This is a genomic window from Streptomyces endocoffeicus (assembly GCF_016741935.1).
Lineage (GTDB): Bacteria > Actinomycetota > Actinomycetes > Streptomycetales > Streptomycetaceae > Streptomyces > Streptomyces endocoffeicus.
The window spans coordinates 71,047-85,910 of sequence record NZ_JAERRG010000008.1; the positions used below are offsets into that span (position 1 = coordinate 71,047).

The 14,864-nt window shown below is 72.3% G+C and carries 11 protein-coding genes; 9 read left to right on the forward strand and 2 right to left on the reverse strand.

Annotated features, from left to right (window positions below; genetic code table 11):
• Positions 1-9 precede the first annotated feature (9 nt).
• The 4 genes from JK364_RS20885 (at position 10) to JK364_RS20900 (ending at position 3,194) form a co-directional block, all read left to right on the forward strand.
• On the forward strand, positions 10-669 hold the full coding sequence (locus tag JK364_RS20885) for a histidine phosphatase family protein (protein ID WP_201852658.1): 660 nt from the start codon (positions 10-12) through the stop codon (positions 667-669).
• Positions 670-680: 11 nt separating this feature from the next.
• Positions 681-1,574 (forward strand): ADP-ribosylglycohydrolase family protein, encoded by an 894-nt coding sequence (locus JK364_RS20890; RefSeq protein ID WP_201852659.1) that lies wholly within the window; start codon positions 681-683, stop codon positions 1,572-1,574.
• 190 nt (positions 1,575-1,764) lie between these two features.
• Entirely contained in the window at positions 1,765-2,466 is a 702-nt protein-coding gene (gene rnhB / locus JK364_RS20895) for a ribonuclease HII (RefSeq protein ID WP_201852660.1), read from the forward strand.
• Positions 2,467-2,534: 68 nt separating this feature from the next.
• On the forward strand, positions 2,535-3,194 hold the full coding sequence (locus JK364_RS20900; protein WP_201852661.1) for a hypothetical protein: 660 nt from the start codon (positions 2,535-2,537) through the stop codon (positions 3,192-3,194).
• Between the two features lie 100 nt (positions 3,195-3,294).
• Here the strand turns inward: JK364_RS20900 and JK364_RS20905 are convergent, their stop codons facing one another.
• Together JK364_RS20905 and JK364_RS20910 are read right to left on the reverse strand one after the other, a co-directional pair.
• Positions 3,295-3,918, reverse strand: coding sequence for a hypothetical protein (locus JK364_RS20905; protein WP_201852662.1), 624 nt, complete (start codon positions 3,916-3,918; stop codon positions 3,295-3,297).
• Positions 3,919-4,149: 231 nt separating this feature from the next.
• A complete protein-coding gene (locus JK364_RS20910; RefSeq protein ID WP_201852663.1) occupies positions 4,150-6,315 on the reverse strand; it encodes a RecQ family ATP-dependent DNA helicase in 2,166 nt (721 codons plus the stop codon).
• 110 nt (positions 6,316-6,425) lie between these two features.
• Between JK364_RS20910 and JK364_RS20915 the strand changes: the two genes are divergently transcribed.
• The 5 genes from JK364_RS20915 to JK364_RS20935 all read left to right on the forward strand — a co-directional run bounded on the left by JK364_RS20915 (position 6,426) and on the right by JK364_RS20935 (position 14,764).
• The gene (locus tag JK364_RS20915) at positions 6,426-7,949 is read left to right on the forward strand and encodes a DUF4192 domain-containing protein (protein WP_201852664.1); all 1,524 of its coding nucleotides are present in this window, start codon (positions 6,426-6,428) and stop codon (positions 7,947-7,949) included.
• 398 nt (positions 7,950-8,347) lie between these two features.
• Positions 8,348-9,109, forward strand: coding sequence for an NUDIX hydrolase (locus tag JK364_RS20920; protein ID WP_201852665.1), 762 nt, complete (start codon positions 8,348-8,350; stop codon positions 9,107-9,109).
• 130 nt (positions 9,110-9,239) lie between these two features.
• Complete coding sequence (locus tag JK364_RS20925; protein ID WP_201852666.1) at positions 9,240-11,501, forward strand: ATP-binding cassette domain-containing protein; 2,262 nt, start codon at positions 9,240-9,242, stop codon at positions 11,499-11,501.
• 272 nt (positions 11,502-11,773) lie between these two features.
• Entirely contained in the window at positions 11,774-12,727 is a 954-nt protein-coding gene (locus tag JK364_RS20930) for a FadR/GntR family transcriptional regulator (RefSeq protein WP_307841339.1), read from the forward strand.
• 468 nt (positions 12,728-13,195) lie between these two features.
• Positions 13,196-14,764, forward strand: a complete 1,569-nt coding sequence (locus tag JK364_RS20935) for an RNA polymerase sigma factor (protein ID WP_201852668.1) — start codon at positions 13,196-13,198, stop codon at positions 14,762-14,764.
• Positions 14,765-14,864: the final 100 nt, after the last annotated feature.

Consider the following 14,864-nt stretch of genomic DNA (forward strand, 5'->3'; position numbering starts at 1 on the left):
GGTGGCGCCATGGCACGACCCCGGCGCATCGTCCTCCTACGGCACGGAGAATCGGAGGGGAACATCGATGACTCGGTCTACGAAAGGGTGCCCGACCATGCTCTGAGGCTGACCGAGACCGGGCGCCGGCAGGCGGAGGAGGCGGGCGAGCGGCTGCGCGCCACCTTCGGCGACGAGCGCGTGTCGATCTATGTATCGCCGTACCGCCGCACCCACCAGACCCTGAAGCTGCTCGATCTCGACCCCTCCCGCACCCGGGTCAGGGAGGAGCCGCGGCTGCGGGAGCAGGACTGGGGGAACTGGCAGGACCGCGAGGACGTGCGGAAGCAGATGGCGTACCGCGACGCCTACGGGCATTTCTTCTACCGGTTCGCGCAGGGTGAGTCGGGCGCCGACGTCTATGACCGGGTGGACGCCTTCCTGGAAAGCCTGTGGCGCAGCTTCGAGGACCCGGCCCATCCGCCGAACGTCCTGCTGGTGACCCATGGGCTGACCATGCGGCTGTTCTGCATGCGGTGGCTGCACTGGAACGTCGCCGAATTCGAGTCGCTGTCGAACCCCGGCAACGGCGAGATGCGGACCCTGCTGCTCGGCTCCGACGGGCGCTACCACCTCGACCGGCCCTTTGAACGCTGGTGCACCCCCAAGCCCTACGGCCACACCGGTTAGAGTGCGCAACGATGACCGCTGACCGTTTCCACCGGGCTCTGCGGAGCCTGCGCGGGCTGGCCGTGGGCGACGCCCTCGGCTCCCAGTTCTTCGTCCCCGCCAACTATCCCTACCTCAAGCGCCGCGAGCTGCCGCCCACCCCCTGGCAGTGGACCGACGACACCGAGATGGCCTGTTCGATCCTGGCCGTCCTGGTGACCCACGGCCGGATCGACCAGGACGATCTCGCCCGGTCCTTCGCCGACCACCATGACTTCGACCGGGGCTACGGCCCCGCCGTGAACCGGATGCTCCGCCTGATCAGGGAGGGCGGCGACTGGCGTGACCTGGCCGCCGGGCTGTTCCAGGGGCAGGGTTCGTGGGGCAACGGCGCCGCCATGCGGATCGCCCCGCTGGGCGCCTGGTACGCGGGCGATGTGGAGCAGGCCACGCATCAGGCCGAGATCTCGGCGTACACCACACATCAGCATCGCGAGGCGGTGGCGGGAGCCATGGCGGTGGCCGCGGCCGCGGCGGTGGTGGCCGATCCGGCGGGCCACGGCGGGCCCGGGGAACTGCTGGACCGAGTGGTCGAGGTGGTGCCGCGCAGCGCCGTCCAGGCGGGGCTGCGCCGCGCCCGCGACATGCTCGACTACGCGGACGCCGGGACCGTCGCCGCGGTGCTCGGCTGTGGCCGCCGCACCAGCGCCCATGACACCGTGCCGTTCGCCCTGTGGGTCGCCGCTCGCCACCTGGGTTCCTTCGAGGAGGCGTTCTGGAGGACGGCCTCGGCCGGCGGAGATGTGGACACCACCTGCGCCATCGTCGGGGGAGTGGTCGCGTCCGAGGCCGCCGGTGTGCCGCCCGCCGACTGGCTGGACCACACCGAGGCGCTGCCGGAGTGGGTTCCGGCGGGCGTCGACTGACCCTCCCGTGGGTGTGATGCGGTGCACCGTCCGGTTTGCCCCACCCGTCGAACCCGCCTTGCGCCGCGTCGTGTTGGGCGGAAGCGGTCGCCGGACCCACCAGGGCGGCGGCCGCCGGGAGCGGCCGTTGATCACTGTCGGGGATCCGGGTTCCGAACGCAGGTAAGAGCGGCGTAAGGTTGTCCTCGCCATGGCCTATGAACCGCCCACCCACAGTGTCGAGCGCTCGCTCCGAGCCACGACGGGAGCCAAGATCGTCGTCGGTATCGACGAAGTCGGGCGCGGGGCATGGGCCGGTCCGGTGACGGTCTGCGCGGCGGTCACCGGGCTGCGCCGTCCGCCGACCGGGCTCACCGACTCCAAGCTGCTGAGTCCCAAGAAGCGCACGGCCCTGGCCCTGGAGTTGGACTCGTGGGTCACCGCACACGCCCTGGGGCACTCCTCTCCCGAGGAGATCGACGACCTGGGGATGACGGCCGCCCTCCGGCTCGCCGCCACGCGTGCGCTGGACGCGCTGCCGGTGCGGCCGGACGCGGTCATCCTGGACGGGAAGTACGACTACCTCGGCGGTCCCTGGACGGTTCGTACGGTCATCAAGGGCGATCAGTCCTGTGTGTCCGTCGCCGCCGCCTCAGTGATCGCCAAGGTCCGCCGGGATGCGATGATGGCCGAACTGGGAGCCGAGCACACGGACTTCTGCTTCGGGGACAACGCCGGATATCCGTCCCCCACGCACCGTGCCGCCCTGCGGGAACTGGGGCCCACGCCCCACCACCGGCTGTCCTGGGCCTATATGGACGGGCTGCCTCGCTGGCGGCACCTGAAGCGGTTCCGCAGCACATCCGAACCGGTCGGGCTGGAGGGCGAAGGCCAACTCGGCTTCGACTTCTGAGCAGACCAAGCGGTCAAAACCGCCACCCGCCGATGCGACTCGCACCGACGTTTGATAGACATCAGCCCATGCCTCTCATCCCCGAGGAGCCTCAGATTCACGAGAGTGTCCCGGGTCCCCGCGCGACACCGGCCGCAGGCCGTACCGCGCCGACCCCTCGTCCTGTCCCTGGTCCCGGCCCCCGGCCCGCACCGCGGCGGCCCGGAAGCCCCGGTCCCAACCGTGGCTCCGCCGGAACCTCGTCGGCTCAGTCGCAGCGCACCACGAGCGATGCGACAAAGCCCGCGCCGACCGCCCCGGCGGCTTCGGCTGCCCAGGCCGCACCCACCGCCACGAAGGCCACGCCCCAGATCCAGCTGATCCCCGCCACCGTGGACGGCGCTCTGGACGCGGCGGACGAGGCGGTCGACCTGCTGCTGGATTCCGGCCGGGCCCCTGGTGAGATCCTGGTGCTGACCACCGGGGAGCAGCATCCGTGGGCGGCACATGAGTTGTCCTTCGGCGAGGCGTCCTACTGGGCGCAGCACGACGCCGGAGACGATGTCTTCTACGCCGGCGCGGATGCCGACCGTCTCAAGGGCCGTCCGGCCGTGGTCGTCGCCGTCAACGGTGGTGCGAACGACGCCGTGGCCCGCGCGCTGCCCGAGGCGATGGGCCGTGCCGGGACGCTGCTGATCGTCTGCGGCGATCCGGAGCGCATCAACACCCTCATCGGTCTGGGCGCCTGAGGCCGCACGTCCCCGAACGCCCGGTGTCCGGCAGTCTCTGTCCCTCGTGGCGGAGCTGTCCGGCGTCCGGACGGCCGGTGGCCGTGCGGCCCACGACCGGTCAGACGGCGGCGGAGTGGCTCAGTGCCTTGCGCCGCCCTCCGAGGTGGGGCCGCGGCAGCGCCTTGGCGTCGCCGTCGCCCTCGACGGCCACGGCCAGCTCGGTCGGCGGCGAAGCGGAGTGCGGCCGACGGCCGCCCCGCCCCTCGCCGAGGACCCGCCATCCGTCGTGGGTCAGCGTGATGTACGCACCGCAGCGCAGGCCGTGCAGGGTGCAGGCGTCGCGCAGCCCCCACATCCAGGCGCCGTCCTCCTCCGTCCACCGGCTCTCGCCCTCGCGGCAGTAGAGCAGCACGGCGGTGCGGATCGGTGTGCGGCGCCGCAGATCGTGCGGGATCACCCGGCGCAACTGCGCCAGCAGCGCGTTCCGGAAGTCCCAGCCGTCGACGGCGGCAGCGCCGCGGCGGACGAACGAGGCGCTCGCCGTGAGCCGTTCCTCCGGATCGAGGACCGCGACGACGGCGGTCGAGGGCGTCGGCAGATGGCGGATGTGCAGTCCGGTGACCACCTCGCGCGGATTGCGCAGCAACGGGATTCCCGCTGCCGCCCACTCGGCGGGCTGGAGCATCCGGCCGGCTCGGGAAGCGGAATCGGCGGACGGTGGCGGAACGAAGCCGAAGGTCACGGTCCTCCCTTCGTCTGCGCCCACGGTCCGTGCGAAGGGTCGGGCACGGGCGCGGGCCACGACACAGCCCCGTCGGTACCACGGCCGGACCGGGGGCGGGGGAGCTACTGACAATTCTCGCGGTAGCGCCCGCGTGCGGCAATGCGCAGTCGGCACCACTGACCGTTTTACCTGGATGCGCGTTCTATATTCCTGGCCGGTTGGCGCCCCGCCGTGGCCCCCCGGCCGTCCCTACCCCTGCACGGCCAGGACCAGCGGAAACACCCCGGCCGCCCCGGCCCGGCGGAGCAGCCGGGAGGCGACGGCCAAGGTCCAGCCGGTGTCCGCCAGATCGTCCACCAGCAGCACCGGTCCACCCGCCTCGGCAAGGGCAGCCGCCAGCGGCGGCGGCACGGTCAGCGCGCCGTGCAGCGCCCGCAGCCGCTGGGCGCTGTTGGTGCGCGGCACCCGGGTGTCGAGCTCGCCGTCGTGGTACGCGACGCTCCCGAGCAGCGGCAACCGGCCGACGGTGGCGATCCGTTCGCCGAGTGACCGGATCAGCTGGGGGCGGGTGCGGGAGGCGATCGTGACCACGCCCACCGGGCGATCCGGGGCGTCCGGCGCGCCAGAGGCCCAGCCGCCGGGGCCCTTGGCCCAGTCGGCGAGCACCGTCACCACCGCTCCGGCAACATCGTCGGGCACCGGGCTGTCCGGGCTCTGCGGGGCCAGCAGCGGCCGCAGCCGGTTTCCCCAGCCGATATCGGACAGACGACCCAGGGCCCGGCCCGGAGCGGCCTGCTCACCCGCCGGAATGCGGCCCTTGAGGTCGACGCCCACCGCGGGCAGCCCGGTCGGCCACATGCGGCGCGGCTCCACCTCGACACCGGGCCGCCCCAGCTCGCCGCGCGCCGCATCCAGCGAGGCGGCGGACACCTCGCTGGTGAACCGCGCCCCCGCGCAATTGTCACAGCGGCCGCAGGGCGCCGCCTTCTCGTCGTCCAGCTGCCGCCGCAGGAACTCCATCCGGCAGTCGGCTGTCGTGGCGTACTCCCGCATGGCCTGCTGCTCGGTCTCCCGCTGGCGCGCCACCCACGCATACCGCTCCGCGTCGTACGCCCAGCGCTGCCCGGTGGCGGTCCAGCCGCCGCGCACCCGCCGCACCGCGCCGTCCACGTCGAGCACCTTGAGCATGATCTCCAGACGCGACCGCCGCAGCTCGACCTGGGGCTCGAGCGCGGGCAGCGACACCGGTCGGTCCGACGCCGCGAGCACGTCGAGCGTGCGGCGCACCTGCTCCTCGGGCGGGAAGGCGAGCGAGGCGAAATACCGCCAGATCGCCTCGTCCTCGCGGCCGGGCAGCAGCAGCACCTCGGCGTGCTCCACACCGCGCCCGGCGCGCCCGACCTGCTGGTAGTAGGCGATGGGGGAGGACGGCGAACCGAGATGCACCACGAAGCCGAGGTCCGGCTTGTCGAAGCCCATGCCCAGCGCGGAGGTGGCGACCAGCGCCTTGACCCGGTTGGCCAGGAGGTCCTCCTCGGCCTGCTGGCGATCCGCGTTCTCCGTCTTGCCGGTGTAGGAGGCGACGGTGTGGCCGCGCTGCCGCAGGAACGCGGTCACCTCCTCGGCCGCGGCCACGGTGAGGGTGTAGATGATCCCGGAGCCCGGCAGCTCATCGAGGTGGTCGGCGAGCCAGGCGAGCCGGTGCGCGGCGTCCGGCAGCGGCAGCACGCCCAGCCGCAGGCTCTCCCGGTCCAGTGGGCCGCGCAGCACCAGCGCCCGCCCGGTTCCTTCGCCCGTGCCCAGCTGCTCGGCCACATCGGCGGTGACCCGCGCGTTCGCGGTCGCGGTGGTGGCGAGCACGGGCACGCCCTGGGGCAGATCGGCGAGCATGGTGCGCAGCCTGCGGTAGTCGGGCCGGAAGTCATGGCCCCAGTCGGAGATGCAGTGTGCCTCGTCGACGACCAGCAGGCCGGTGGCGGCGGCGAGCTGGGGCAGCACCTGGTCGCGGAAGTCGGGGTTGTTGAGCCGCTCCGGGCTCACCAGCAGCACATCCACCTCACCCGCGGCCACCTCCGCCTGGATGGTGTCCCACTCCTCGGTGTTCGCGGAATTGATCGTTCGGGCCTGGATACCGGCGCGGGCGGCGGCGTCGACCTGGTTGCGCATCAGCGCGAGCAGCGGGGAGACGATCACGGTCGGACCGCTGCCGCGCTCGCGCAGCAGCGCGGTGGCGACGAAATACACCGCCGACTTGCCCCAGCCGGTGCGCTGCACGACCAGCGCCCGGCGGCGCTCGGCGACCAGCGCCTCGATAGCTCGCCATTGATCCTCCCGGAGCCGGGCGGAGCCGGTGGTGTCCCCGATGAGGCGGGCCAGGACGCGGTCGGCCGAGATGCGCAGGTCTTCGTCGCTCATGCCCCCATGCAACCCGATCCCGCCGACATCGCGCCAACGCCCTCGGCAGCCTGTGGATAACGTTATCCACAGGGGTGGCGGGGTCGGCTGGGCTGAGGGACCGTCGGGCCATGACTCGACACAACGAAGCGGCCGGTCTGCCCGGCGAAGAGCAGGTCACCCTCCGCAGCCCGGCCGAGCTCGCCGATGCCCTGCCCTATGTCTTGGGCTTCCAGCCGGACGACAGCATCGTGATGATCGCGCTGCACGGCGCCCGCGGCCGGTTCGGCGGCAGGCTCAGGCTCGGCATTCCCCGGGTCCCGGAGGAGTGGCCCGAGGTCTGCGATCAGCTCGCCGAATGCCTGATCAGCGGCAGCGAGCGGCGTGGTGTGCGGCCGGACGGGGTCGTTCTGTTCCTGTGCCAGGAGCCGGCCGAGGGTGAGTCCGCGCAGGAGGCGATGGAGCGGCTGCGGCCCCTCTCTCAGCGGCTGCGCATCGCGTGCGGCGGGTTGGAGGTGCCGGTGTTCGAGGCGCTGTGCATCTCCGGCGGCCGGTTCTGGTCGTATGTCTGTCCCGACCGGCGCTGCTGTCCGCCGGAAGGCGTTCCGCTCGCCCTGCCCGGCACGTCGGTCATGGCCGCGGCGGCGACGTTCGCGGGGGTCCAGGTGCGCGGCTCGCTGCGTGAGATGGAGGCCAGGCTCGCCCCGCTCGGGGTGCCTCGGGCCGATGGGCAGGAGCGGGCGCTGGACGCGGCCGGGGCCGATCTTGTGCCGAGGATTCTGGACGGCGCCGGCTCCGCGACGGTGCGTGCGCAGACCCTCGCTCTGATGGGCCGGATGCTGGACACGTTCCAGGCCGCGCCGCCGGTCGCTGACGCCTGTGCGGCTGATCTCCGCGATGACGGTCTGCTCGACGATCAGGAGGCGGCCGCGATGATCATCGGGCTGCAGGATCGACGGACCCGGGACCGGGTGGCCGGCTGGATGGAGGAAGCGGACGCCGACGCGGCGCTGCGGCTGTGGCGCGCGCTGGCCCGACGCTGTGTCGGCTCCTACGGGGAGTATGCGGCGGCGCCGCTCACCCTGGCGGGGTGGGTCGCCTGGTCGGCGGGTGATGAGCTCATGGCACGGGTGGCGCTCGGGCGTGCCCTGCGTGTTGATCCCGACTACCTCTTCGCGAGGTTGTTGCACCAGGCGTGCAATGAGGGGGTCCATCCGAAGCTGCTGCGTCAATGCCTGCGCCGGGAGGAGTCTGAGCGCTCCGACCAGGCTGACCGCGCCGATCGTGCCGTGCACGCCGCGGTGCACGCGGAGTTGGAGAGGCTCGGCGACTTGGCTGCAGCCGAGCCGCGGGAAGTGGCTGGATCCTCGGCCGAAACGGCCTTGGAAACGGCCATGGAAACGGCCGGACCGGTCGAGTCGGCTGAGTCCGCCGAGACGGCCGCCCGCGCGGAAGCGGAGGAGCTGGAGGAAGCGCAGGAAACGGAAGACGAGACGGAGCGGCAGCCGGCGCGGGAGCGACCGAACGGAGCGGCGGGCCGGGGCGGCAGGAGCGCACCGGCGGGGACGAGCGCCCCGGGTGGCAGGCGCCGTCCGGAAGGGCGGCCGCGCACCCGGCGCCGTACCGGCAGCCGGGGAACGCGCAGCCGCCGCTGACCCGGCCAGGCCGGGGGAGCCCTGGGGTGGGGGCCAGGGGCGGCAGGCGGATTGCCCTCGGAGGTTCCGATCCGCTGGACGAGTTCGGCGGCTGAGCCACCGGCGGCGACGGTCGGCGGGTGTGCTGAAGCCCGGCTGCTAGGGGCGGACAGCGGACGGCGGACGGCGGACGGCGGACAGCGGACAGCGAACGGCGAGCGAGGGAGGTCTGCCGAGGCGTGGCGGCCCGGGGGGCCGTGGGTCGGGGGTGTGGCGCTCTGCCCGCGTAGGGCGGCTCGGGGGATTCGGAAGGGGGTGTGGGAATCGTGCAGGCGAGCGCTTGAGAGAGCGATTTCACGAACATCGGTGATCATGCTCAAGGGCCTGATTATCGTCAGGCAGACGACTATGATCGCGTCATGCCCTACGACCCGTCGGCTTTCCCGGCATTCGCCGTCACCGTTGATCTGGTCGTGCTCACCGTGCGGCGGCATTCGCTGTGTGCGCTGGCCGTTCGCCGCGGGGAGCCGCCTTTCAAGGGTCGGTGGGCGCTGCCCGGCGGTTTCGTACGGCCCGATGAGGATCTCGCCGTCGCCGCTGCCAGGGAGTTGGCCGAGGAGACCGGGCTGCTCGCCCATGACCCCACGCTTCCGGTCCCTCCGAACGCCGCCCACCTCGAGCAGCTCGCCACGTACGGCGACCCGAAGCGGGACCCCCGGATGCGCGTGGTCAGCGTGGCGCATCTCGCGCTGGCGCCCGATCTGCCCGCGCCCCGGGCCGGGGGCGACGCGCACAGTGTGCGCTGGGCGCCGGTCGAGTCGCTGCTCGACCAGGAAGGGGCCTTCGGGCGCGACAGCGATCTGGCCGCCCCACTCGCCTTCGACCATGCCCGCATCCTCGCGGACGGGGTCGAGCGCGCCCGCTCCAAGATCGAGTACTCCTCGCTGGCCACCGCCTTCTGCCCGCAGGAGTTCACGGTCGGCGAGCTGCGCCGGGTGTACGAGGCGGTGTGGGGCGTGGCCCTGGACCCGCGCAACTTCCACCGCAAGGTCACCGGCACCCCGGGCTTCCTGGTGCCAACAGGCGGTACGACGACCCGTCAGGGCGGCCGTCCCGCCCAGCTGTTCCGGGCCGGAGGGGCGACGGTGCTCAATCCGCCCATGCTTCGTCCCGAGGTGTGACGGGCCATGACACGACGACTCCCCGGGAGTGCTATGTCCTGACGAAATAGGACATAGCGGGTTAACGTTCTCCGGTACGCCACCAGTCCCCACGTGCCATCGAGCGGTTCCATGCCCCGCGGGAGAAGCCATGATCCAGGCCACCGGACTGACCAGCACCCCCCGCCGCAACCAACCGCCCGTTGTCGACGACCTCACCTTCGAGGCCCCGGCGGGCCGGGTCACCGCGCTGCTCGGCGGCCCCGACGCGGGCAAGACCACCGCGCTGCGGCTACTGCTGCAGCTCGACCGGGGCCATGGCTCCGCCTTCTTCCGGGGCCGCCCCCTGCACCGCATCCGGCGCCCGGCTCATGAGATCGGCGTTCTCCTCGAGGACGTCCCCGGTCACCCGGGCCGCACCGTGCGGGGGCATCTGAGGATGCTCGGTGCCGCGGCCGGGGTGGCCGCCGCACGCGCCGATGTCGTGCTCGATGTGGTCGGCCTCACCGATCTGGCGGACGAGCGTCTCGGTGATCTGTCCACCGGGGCGGAGCGCCGTCTCGAGATCGCCACCGCGCTGCTCGGGGACCCGCACACCCTGGTCCTCGATGAGCCCGCACGGGGCCTGTCGGCCCGGGAGACCGCCTGGCTGTACGGGCTGCTGCGCCAATTCGCCGCCCAGGGCGGCGCCGTCCTGGTCGCCACCGAGGACGCCGAGGGCGTGATCCGCCTCGCGGACCAGGTGCTCACCCTGGAGGCGGGGCGGCTGGTGGCCGACCAGCCGGTGGACGAGTTCGCCCGTACCCGGCTGCGCCCCCGTGTCGTCGTCCACTCGCCGCTCGTCGGCCGCCTCGCCGCCGTCCTGGAGGAGGAGGTCGAGGCCGCCCGGCAGTTGGCCGAGGCCCAGGCGGCGGAGGAGGCCCGCGCGGTGGCCGAGCTCGCGGCCAAGGCCGAGGTCGCCCAGGCTGACACGGCCCAGCCCGACGTGGCCGACGGGGGCGACGTCGTCAAGGCCGAGAGCGCCGGGCCCAAGGTCAGGAAGAGGGCGATCTGGCGTAAGGTCAGGAGGCCCCAGTTCGCCACCCGGGGCTCTGCCGGGGCCGAAGCGAAGAAGGCCACCGCGGAAGCCACGGCCAACGACAAGACGCCCAAAGACAAGACGGCCGGCGACAAGGCGAACAAGGCAGACGCGGCGAACACTGCAAGCACGGCGAACCCGGCGGACAAGGCTGTCCCCGCTGCTGCCCCCGCCTCCATCCCCGCCCCCGCCTCCATCCCCGCCCCCGCTGCCGACACCGACCCGGTCGGCGCCGAAGCGGCCCACGCGCGGACCGCAGTCGGCATCGGCGTCGGCATCGGTATCGGCGTCGGCGCCGGCATCGGAGCCGGCGGGGCCGAGCCCGAGGAGGAGCCGGTCGCCGCGCCCGCCGACCCGTTCTCCGTGGTGCGGGACGACGACACCCACATCTCCGTCTACGGCCTGTCCTCCGCCTCCGTCGGGGAGACCGCCTACCGCCACGGCATCGTGGTCCACCGGCTGGTCGAGGAGACCGCCGATCTGGGCCCGGGGACTCCCGCCGCCGCCCGCGCCCGCGACCCCGAGGCGCCCCCGCTGCGGCTGCTCCCCAAGCTCCGCTTCCCCGGCCCCGCCTGGCCGATGCGCTACGAGGTGCGCCGCGCCACCGGCGTAAGGACCGGCTGGCTGATCGGCGTCGCCTCCATCGTGGCCTCGCTCCTCGCCTCCGTGCTGCTCGCCCGCGCCGGTGGCACCGGGGAGCTGCACCGGCTCACCGGCTGGCCGGCCGACCTCCCGCTGCCTCCCGTCGCCATCGCGGCCGGTCTCCTGGGCGCCCTGGCCTTCGGCGACGAGTTCCGCTTTCCGGCACTGGCCGCGACCCGGGACGCCGTACCCCGCCGACTCGGGCTGCTGGCCGCCAAATTCGCGGTCTGCGCGGCCGGTGCCGTCCTGCTGTCGCTCGGCGTCATCGTGCTCGACAGCGCGGCGCTCCTGCTGCTCGTGGGCGGCAACGCGGTGCCGCTGCCGGGCGACTGGCCCGCGCTGGTGGTCGGCGTCTTCGGCCTGACCATCGGCTCGTCGTGGGCCGGGCTGCTCGCCGCCGGAGTCTTCCGTTCCACCGCGCTCGGGCTGGCCACCCTGCTCGCCGTGCCGATCCTCGCGGTGCCCGTCGTCCAGCGCGCGGCGCAGGACCCGTCGCTGCGTTCGCTGGTCATGCTGCCGCACCGGCTGCGCGCGGCGACGCTGGACCGGTCGCCCTCCATGATCGACCGAGGGCTGGCGGTCGCGCTGCGGCTCGCGTCCCAACCGGTCGGACAGGCGCTGATGTTGTCGGTGGCCGTCCTGCTGTGCGCCTACGCCCTCACCGGTCTGCGCGGCAAGAGCACCCGCCAGTAGCAACCGCCCCGCGCCGGGTGCCCACGCCCGCGCGGTCGACCACCAGCCCGCCCGCTCAGACGCACCCCCCACCCCGTAGCCCTCCACCCCGTAGCCCCCCCACTTCGCGGCCCGCTCGGTCCGTAGCCCGCCCGGCCCCGTACCCAGCCAGTGGAGCAGGCCCGAAGCGGATTCGCGCAGCCGTCACGCGAACTGCTCGCAACTCCCCGAAGGATGCTTCTTTCTGTCCGATTGAGCGTCAATTATGAGGTAATGGGCGATCACCCTTTCGTGTGCTTTTCACCAAAGACCTCAAGGGCTTCCGAGGCGTCGCCGACAAAGGATGCGTGAGTACCCTTGCGCACACCACGATGACCGCGGCTCGCCCCGCCGACTCCGGCCTGGCCGGTTCGGGCGAGCTGGACCGCTACTCCTACGCCGAAGCCCCCGGCGCCGACCGCGGCAGCGCCCCCTCCTCCTGGGACGGTGCCGAGGCGGAGATCGGCCGGGTGGGCCGACGCGCGGCCGGCAACCGGGGCCGCGGGCTGCACGGCCAACTCGTTCAGCAGCTGGGCCAGATGATCGTCTCCGGTGACCTGGGCGCGGACCGTCCGCTCGTCCCCGAGGAGATCGGTCAGCGCTTCGAGGTCTCCCGCACCGTCGTACGGGAATCGCTGCGCGTCCTCGAGGCCAAGGGCCTGGTCAGCGCCCGCCCCAATGTGGGCACCCGGGTCCGCCCGGTCAGCGACTGGAACCTGCTCGATCCGGACATCATCGAGTGGCGCGCCTTCGGTCCACAGCGCGACGACCAGCGCCGTGAGCTGTGCGAGCTGCGCTGGACCATCGAGCCGCTGGCCGCCCGTCTCGCCGCCGGGCACGGCCGCGAGGAGGTGCAGCAGCGGCTCGGCGACATGGTCGAGATCATGAGCCATGCGCTGGCCCAGGGTGACGCCCTCACCTTCGCCCGCGCCGACGCCGAGTTCCACGCGCTGCTGCTCCAGGTCGGGGGCAATCGGATGCTGGAGCACCTGGCGGGCATCGTCGCTGCCGCGCTCCATGTCTCCGGGGCCCCGGTCTCCGGCTGCGACCGCCTCACCGAGGCGGGGGTCGCCCACCACCGCAGGATCGTCGAGGCGGTCGGCGAGGGTGACGCCGCGGCGGCCGAGGCGGCGATGCGCCAGCTGCTGACCGTCCACCCGGATCTCGATCATGCCGAGGTCGGGGTGCCCGCGCCGCGCGAGCACTGAGCCGCGGCGCGTCCGGTCGCCCGGATCGCCGGGCGTCCGGAGCGTGCGGCGTACGACGTACGGCAAGGCGGTGTCAGTAGGCGGCGAGTTCCGGCCCGATGAATGCCGTACGGCGTACGAGAGGGCGTCGCCGGATCCCGCGTCGCGGGTTCGGCGGCGCGGCGCGAACTGATCGATCGGCGCCGTGTGGCTCCCATCGGTGCGCGACTGGGAGTTTTCTGTCCCGTTGGATGGGCATTAAGACCGTTATGGGGTGTGACTCGGGCCACGAGTATTGGGCGTAACGCTCTTTGGGGCAGCGCGATGATTAAAGAGGTGGCAGCCGCGGAGGGAATACGGATGTCGCTCAAAACGCTGTACTCCTCCGCACTCCGCCCGCGCCGTCGGTTCATCCCTGCCGGCGGTCGTCGGCTCCGTTCCTCAGCGGACTGAGCCGGAAGCCGTTTCCAACGTTCCGAGAGGTTGTTCGTGTCGGCCAGCACATCCCGTACGCTCCCGCCGGAGATCGCCGAGTCGGAGTCTGTCATGGCGCTCATCGAGCGGGGAAAGGCTGAGGGGCAGATCGCCGGCGACGATGTGCGCCGGGCCTTCGAGGCTGACCAGATTCCGCCAACCCAGTGGAAGAACGTACTGCGCAGCCTCAACCAGATCCTCGACGAGGAGGGTGTGACGCTGATGGTCAGTGCCGCAGAGGCGCCCAAGCGCACCCGTAAGAGCGTCGCAGCGAAGAGCCCGGCAAAGCGCACCGCCACCAAGACTGTCGCGGCCAAGACGGTCACCGCCAAGAAGGCCCCCGCCGCCCCGGCCGCCCCCACCGCGGACCCGGGCGCTGCCCCGGCCGGTGAGGCCATGGCCGCACCCGCGAAGAAGGTCGCCGCCAAGAAGACCGCGGCCAAGAAGGCGGTCGCCAAGAAGACCGCCACCACCGCCGCCAAGAAGACGGTCGCGAAGAAGACCACCGCCAAGAAGGACGTCACCGACGAGCTCCTCGAGGGCGAGGAGGTCATCGAGGAGGCACCGGGCAAGCCCGGTCCCGAGGGCGCCGAGGCCGAGCCGGAGAACGCGGGCTTCGTGCTCTCCGACGACGACGAGGACGACGCCCCCGCGCAGCAGGTCGCCGCGGCCGGTGCCACGGCCGACCCGGTCAAGGACTACCTCAAGCAGATCGGCAAGGTCCCGCTGCTCAACGCCGAGCAGGAGGTCGAGCTCGCCAAGCGCATCGAGGCCGGTCTGTTCGCCGAGGACAAGCTCGCCAACTCCGACAAGCTGGCCCCCAAGCTCAAGCGCGAGCTGGAGATCATCGCCGAGGACGGCCGCCGCGCCAAGAACCACCTCCTGGAGGCCAACCTCCGTCTGGTGGTCTCGCTGGCCAAGCGCTACACCGGCCGCGGCATGCTCTTCCTGGACCTCATCCAGGAGGGCAACCTCGGTCTGATCCGCGCGGTCGAGAAGTTCGACTACACCAAGGGCTACAAGTTCTCCACGTACGCCACCTGGTGGATCCGTCAGGCGATCACCCGCGCCATGGCCGACCAGGCCCGCACCATCCGTATCCCGGTGCACATGGTCGAGGTCATCAACAAGCTGGCGCGCGTCCAGCGCCAGATGCTCCAGGACCTGGGCCGTGAGCCCACCCCGGAGGAGCTGGCCAAGGAGCTCGACATGACCCCCGAGAAGGTCATCGAGGTCCAGAAGTACGGCCGTGAGCCGATCTCGCTGCACACCCCGCTGGGCGAGGACGGCGACAGCGAGTTCGGTGACCTCATCGAGGACTCCGAGGCGGTCGTGCCGGCCGACGCGGTCAGCTTCACCCTGCTGCAGGAGCAGCTGCACTCCGTGCTCGACACGCTCAGCGAGCGCGAGGCGGGCGTGGTTTCGATGCGCTTCGGCCTCACCGACGGTCAGCCGAAGACCCTCGACGAGATCGGCAAGGTCTACGGCGTGACGCGTGAGCGCATCCGTCAGATCGAGTCCAAGACGATGTCGAAGCTGCGCCACCCGTCCCGCTCCCAGGTTCTCCGCGACTACCTGGACTGATGTGGACCGCCGCTTCATAGCCGCCTCATAGCGGAAGCGCTACCGCGCGAAGGCCGGACTCCCTCCGAGGGGGGTCCGGCCTTCGCGCTGCGCGGTGCCA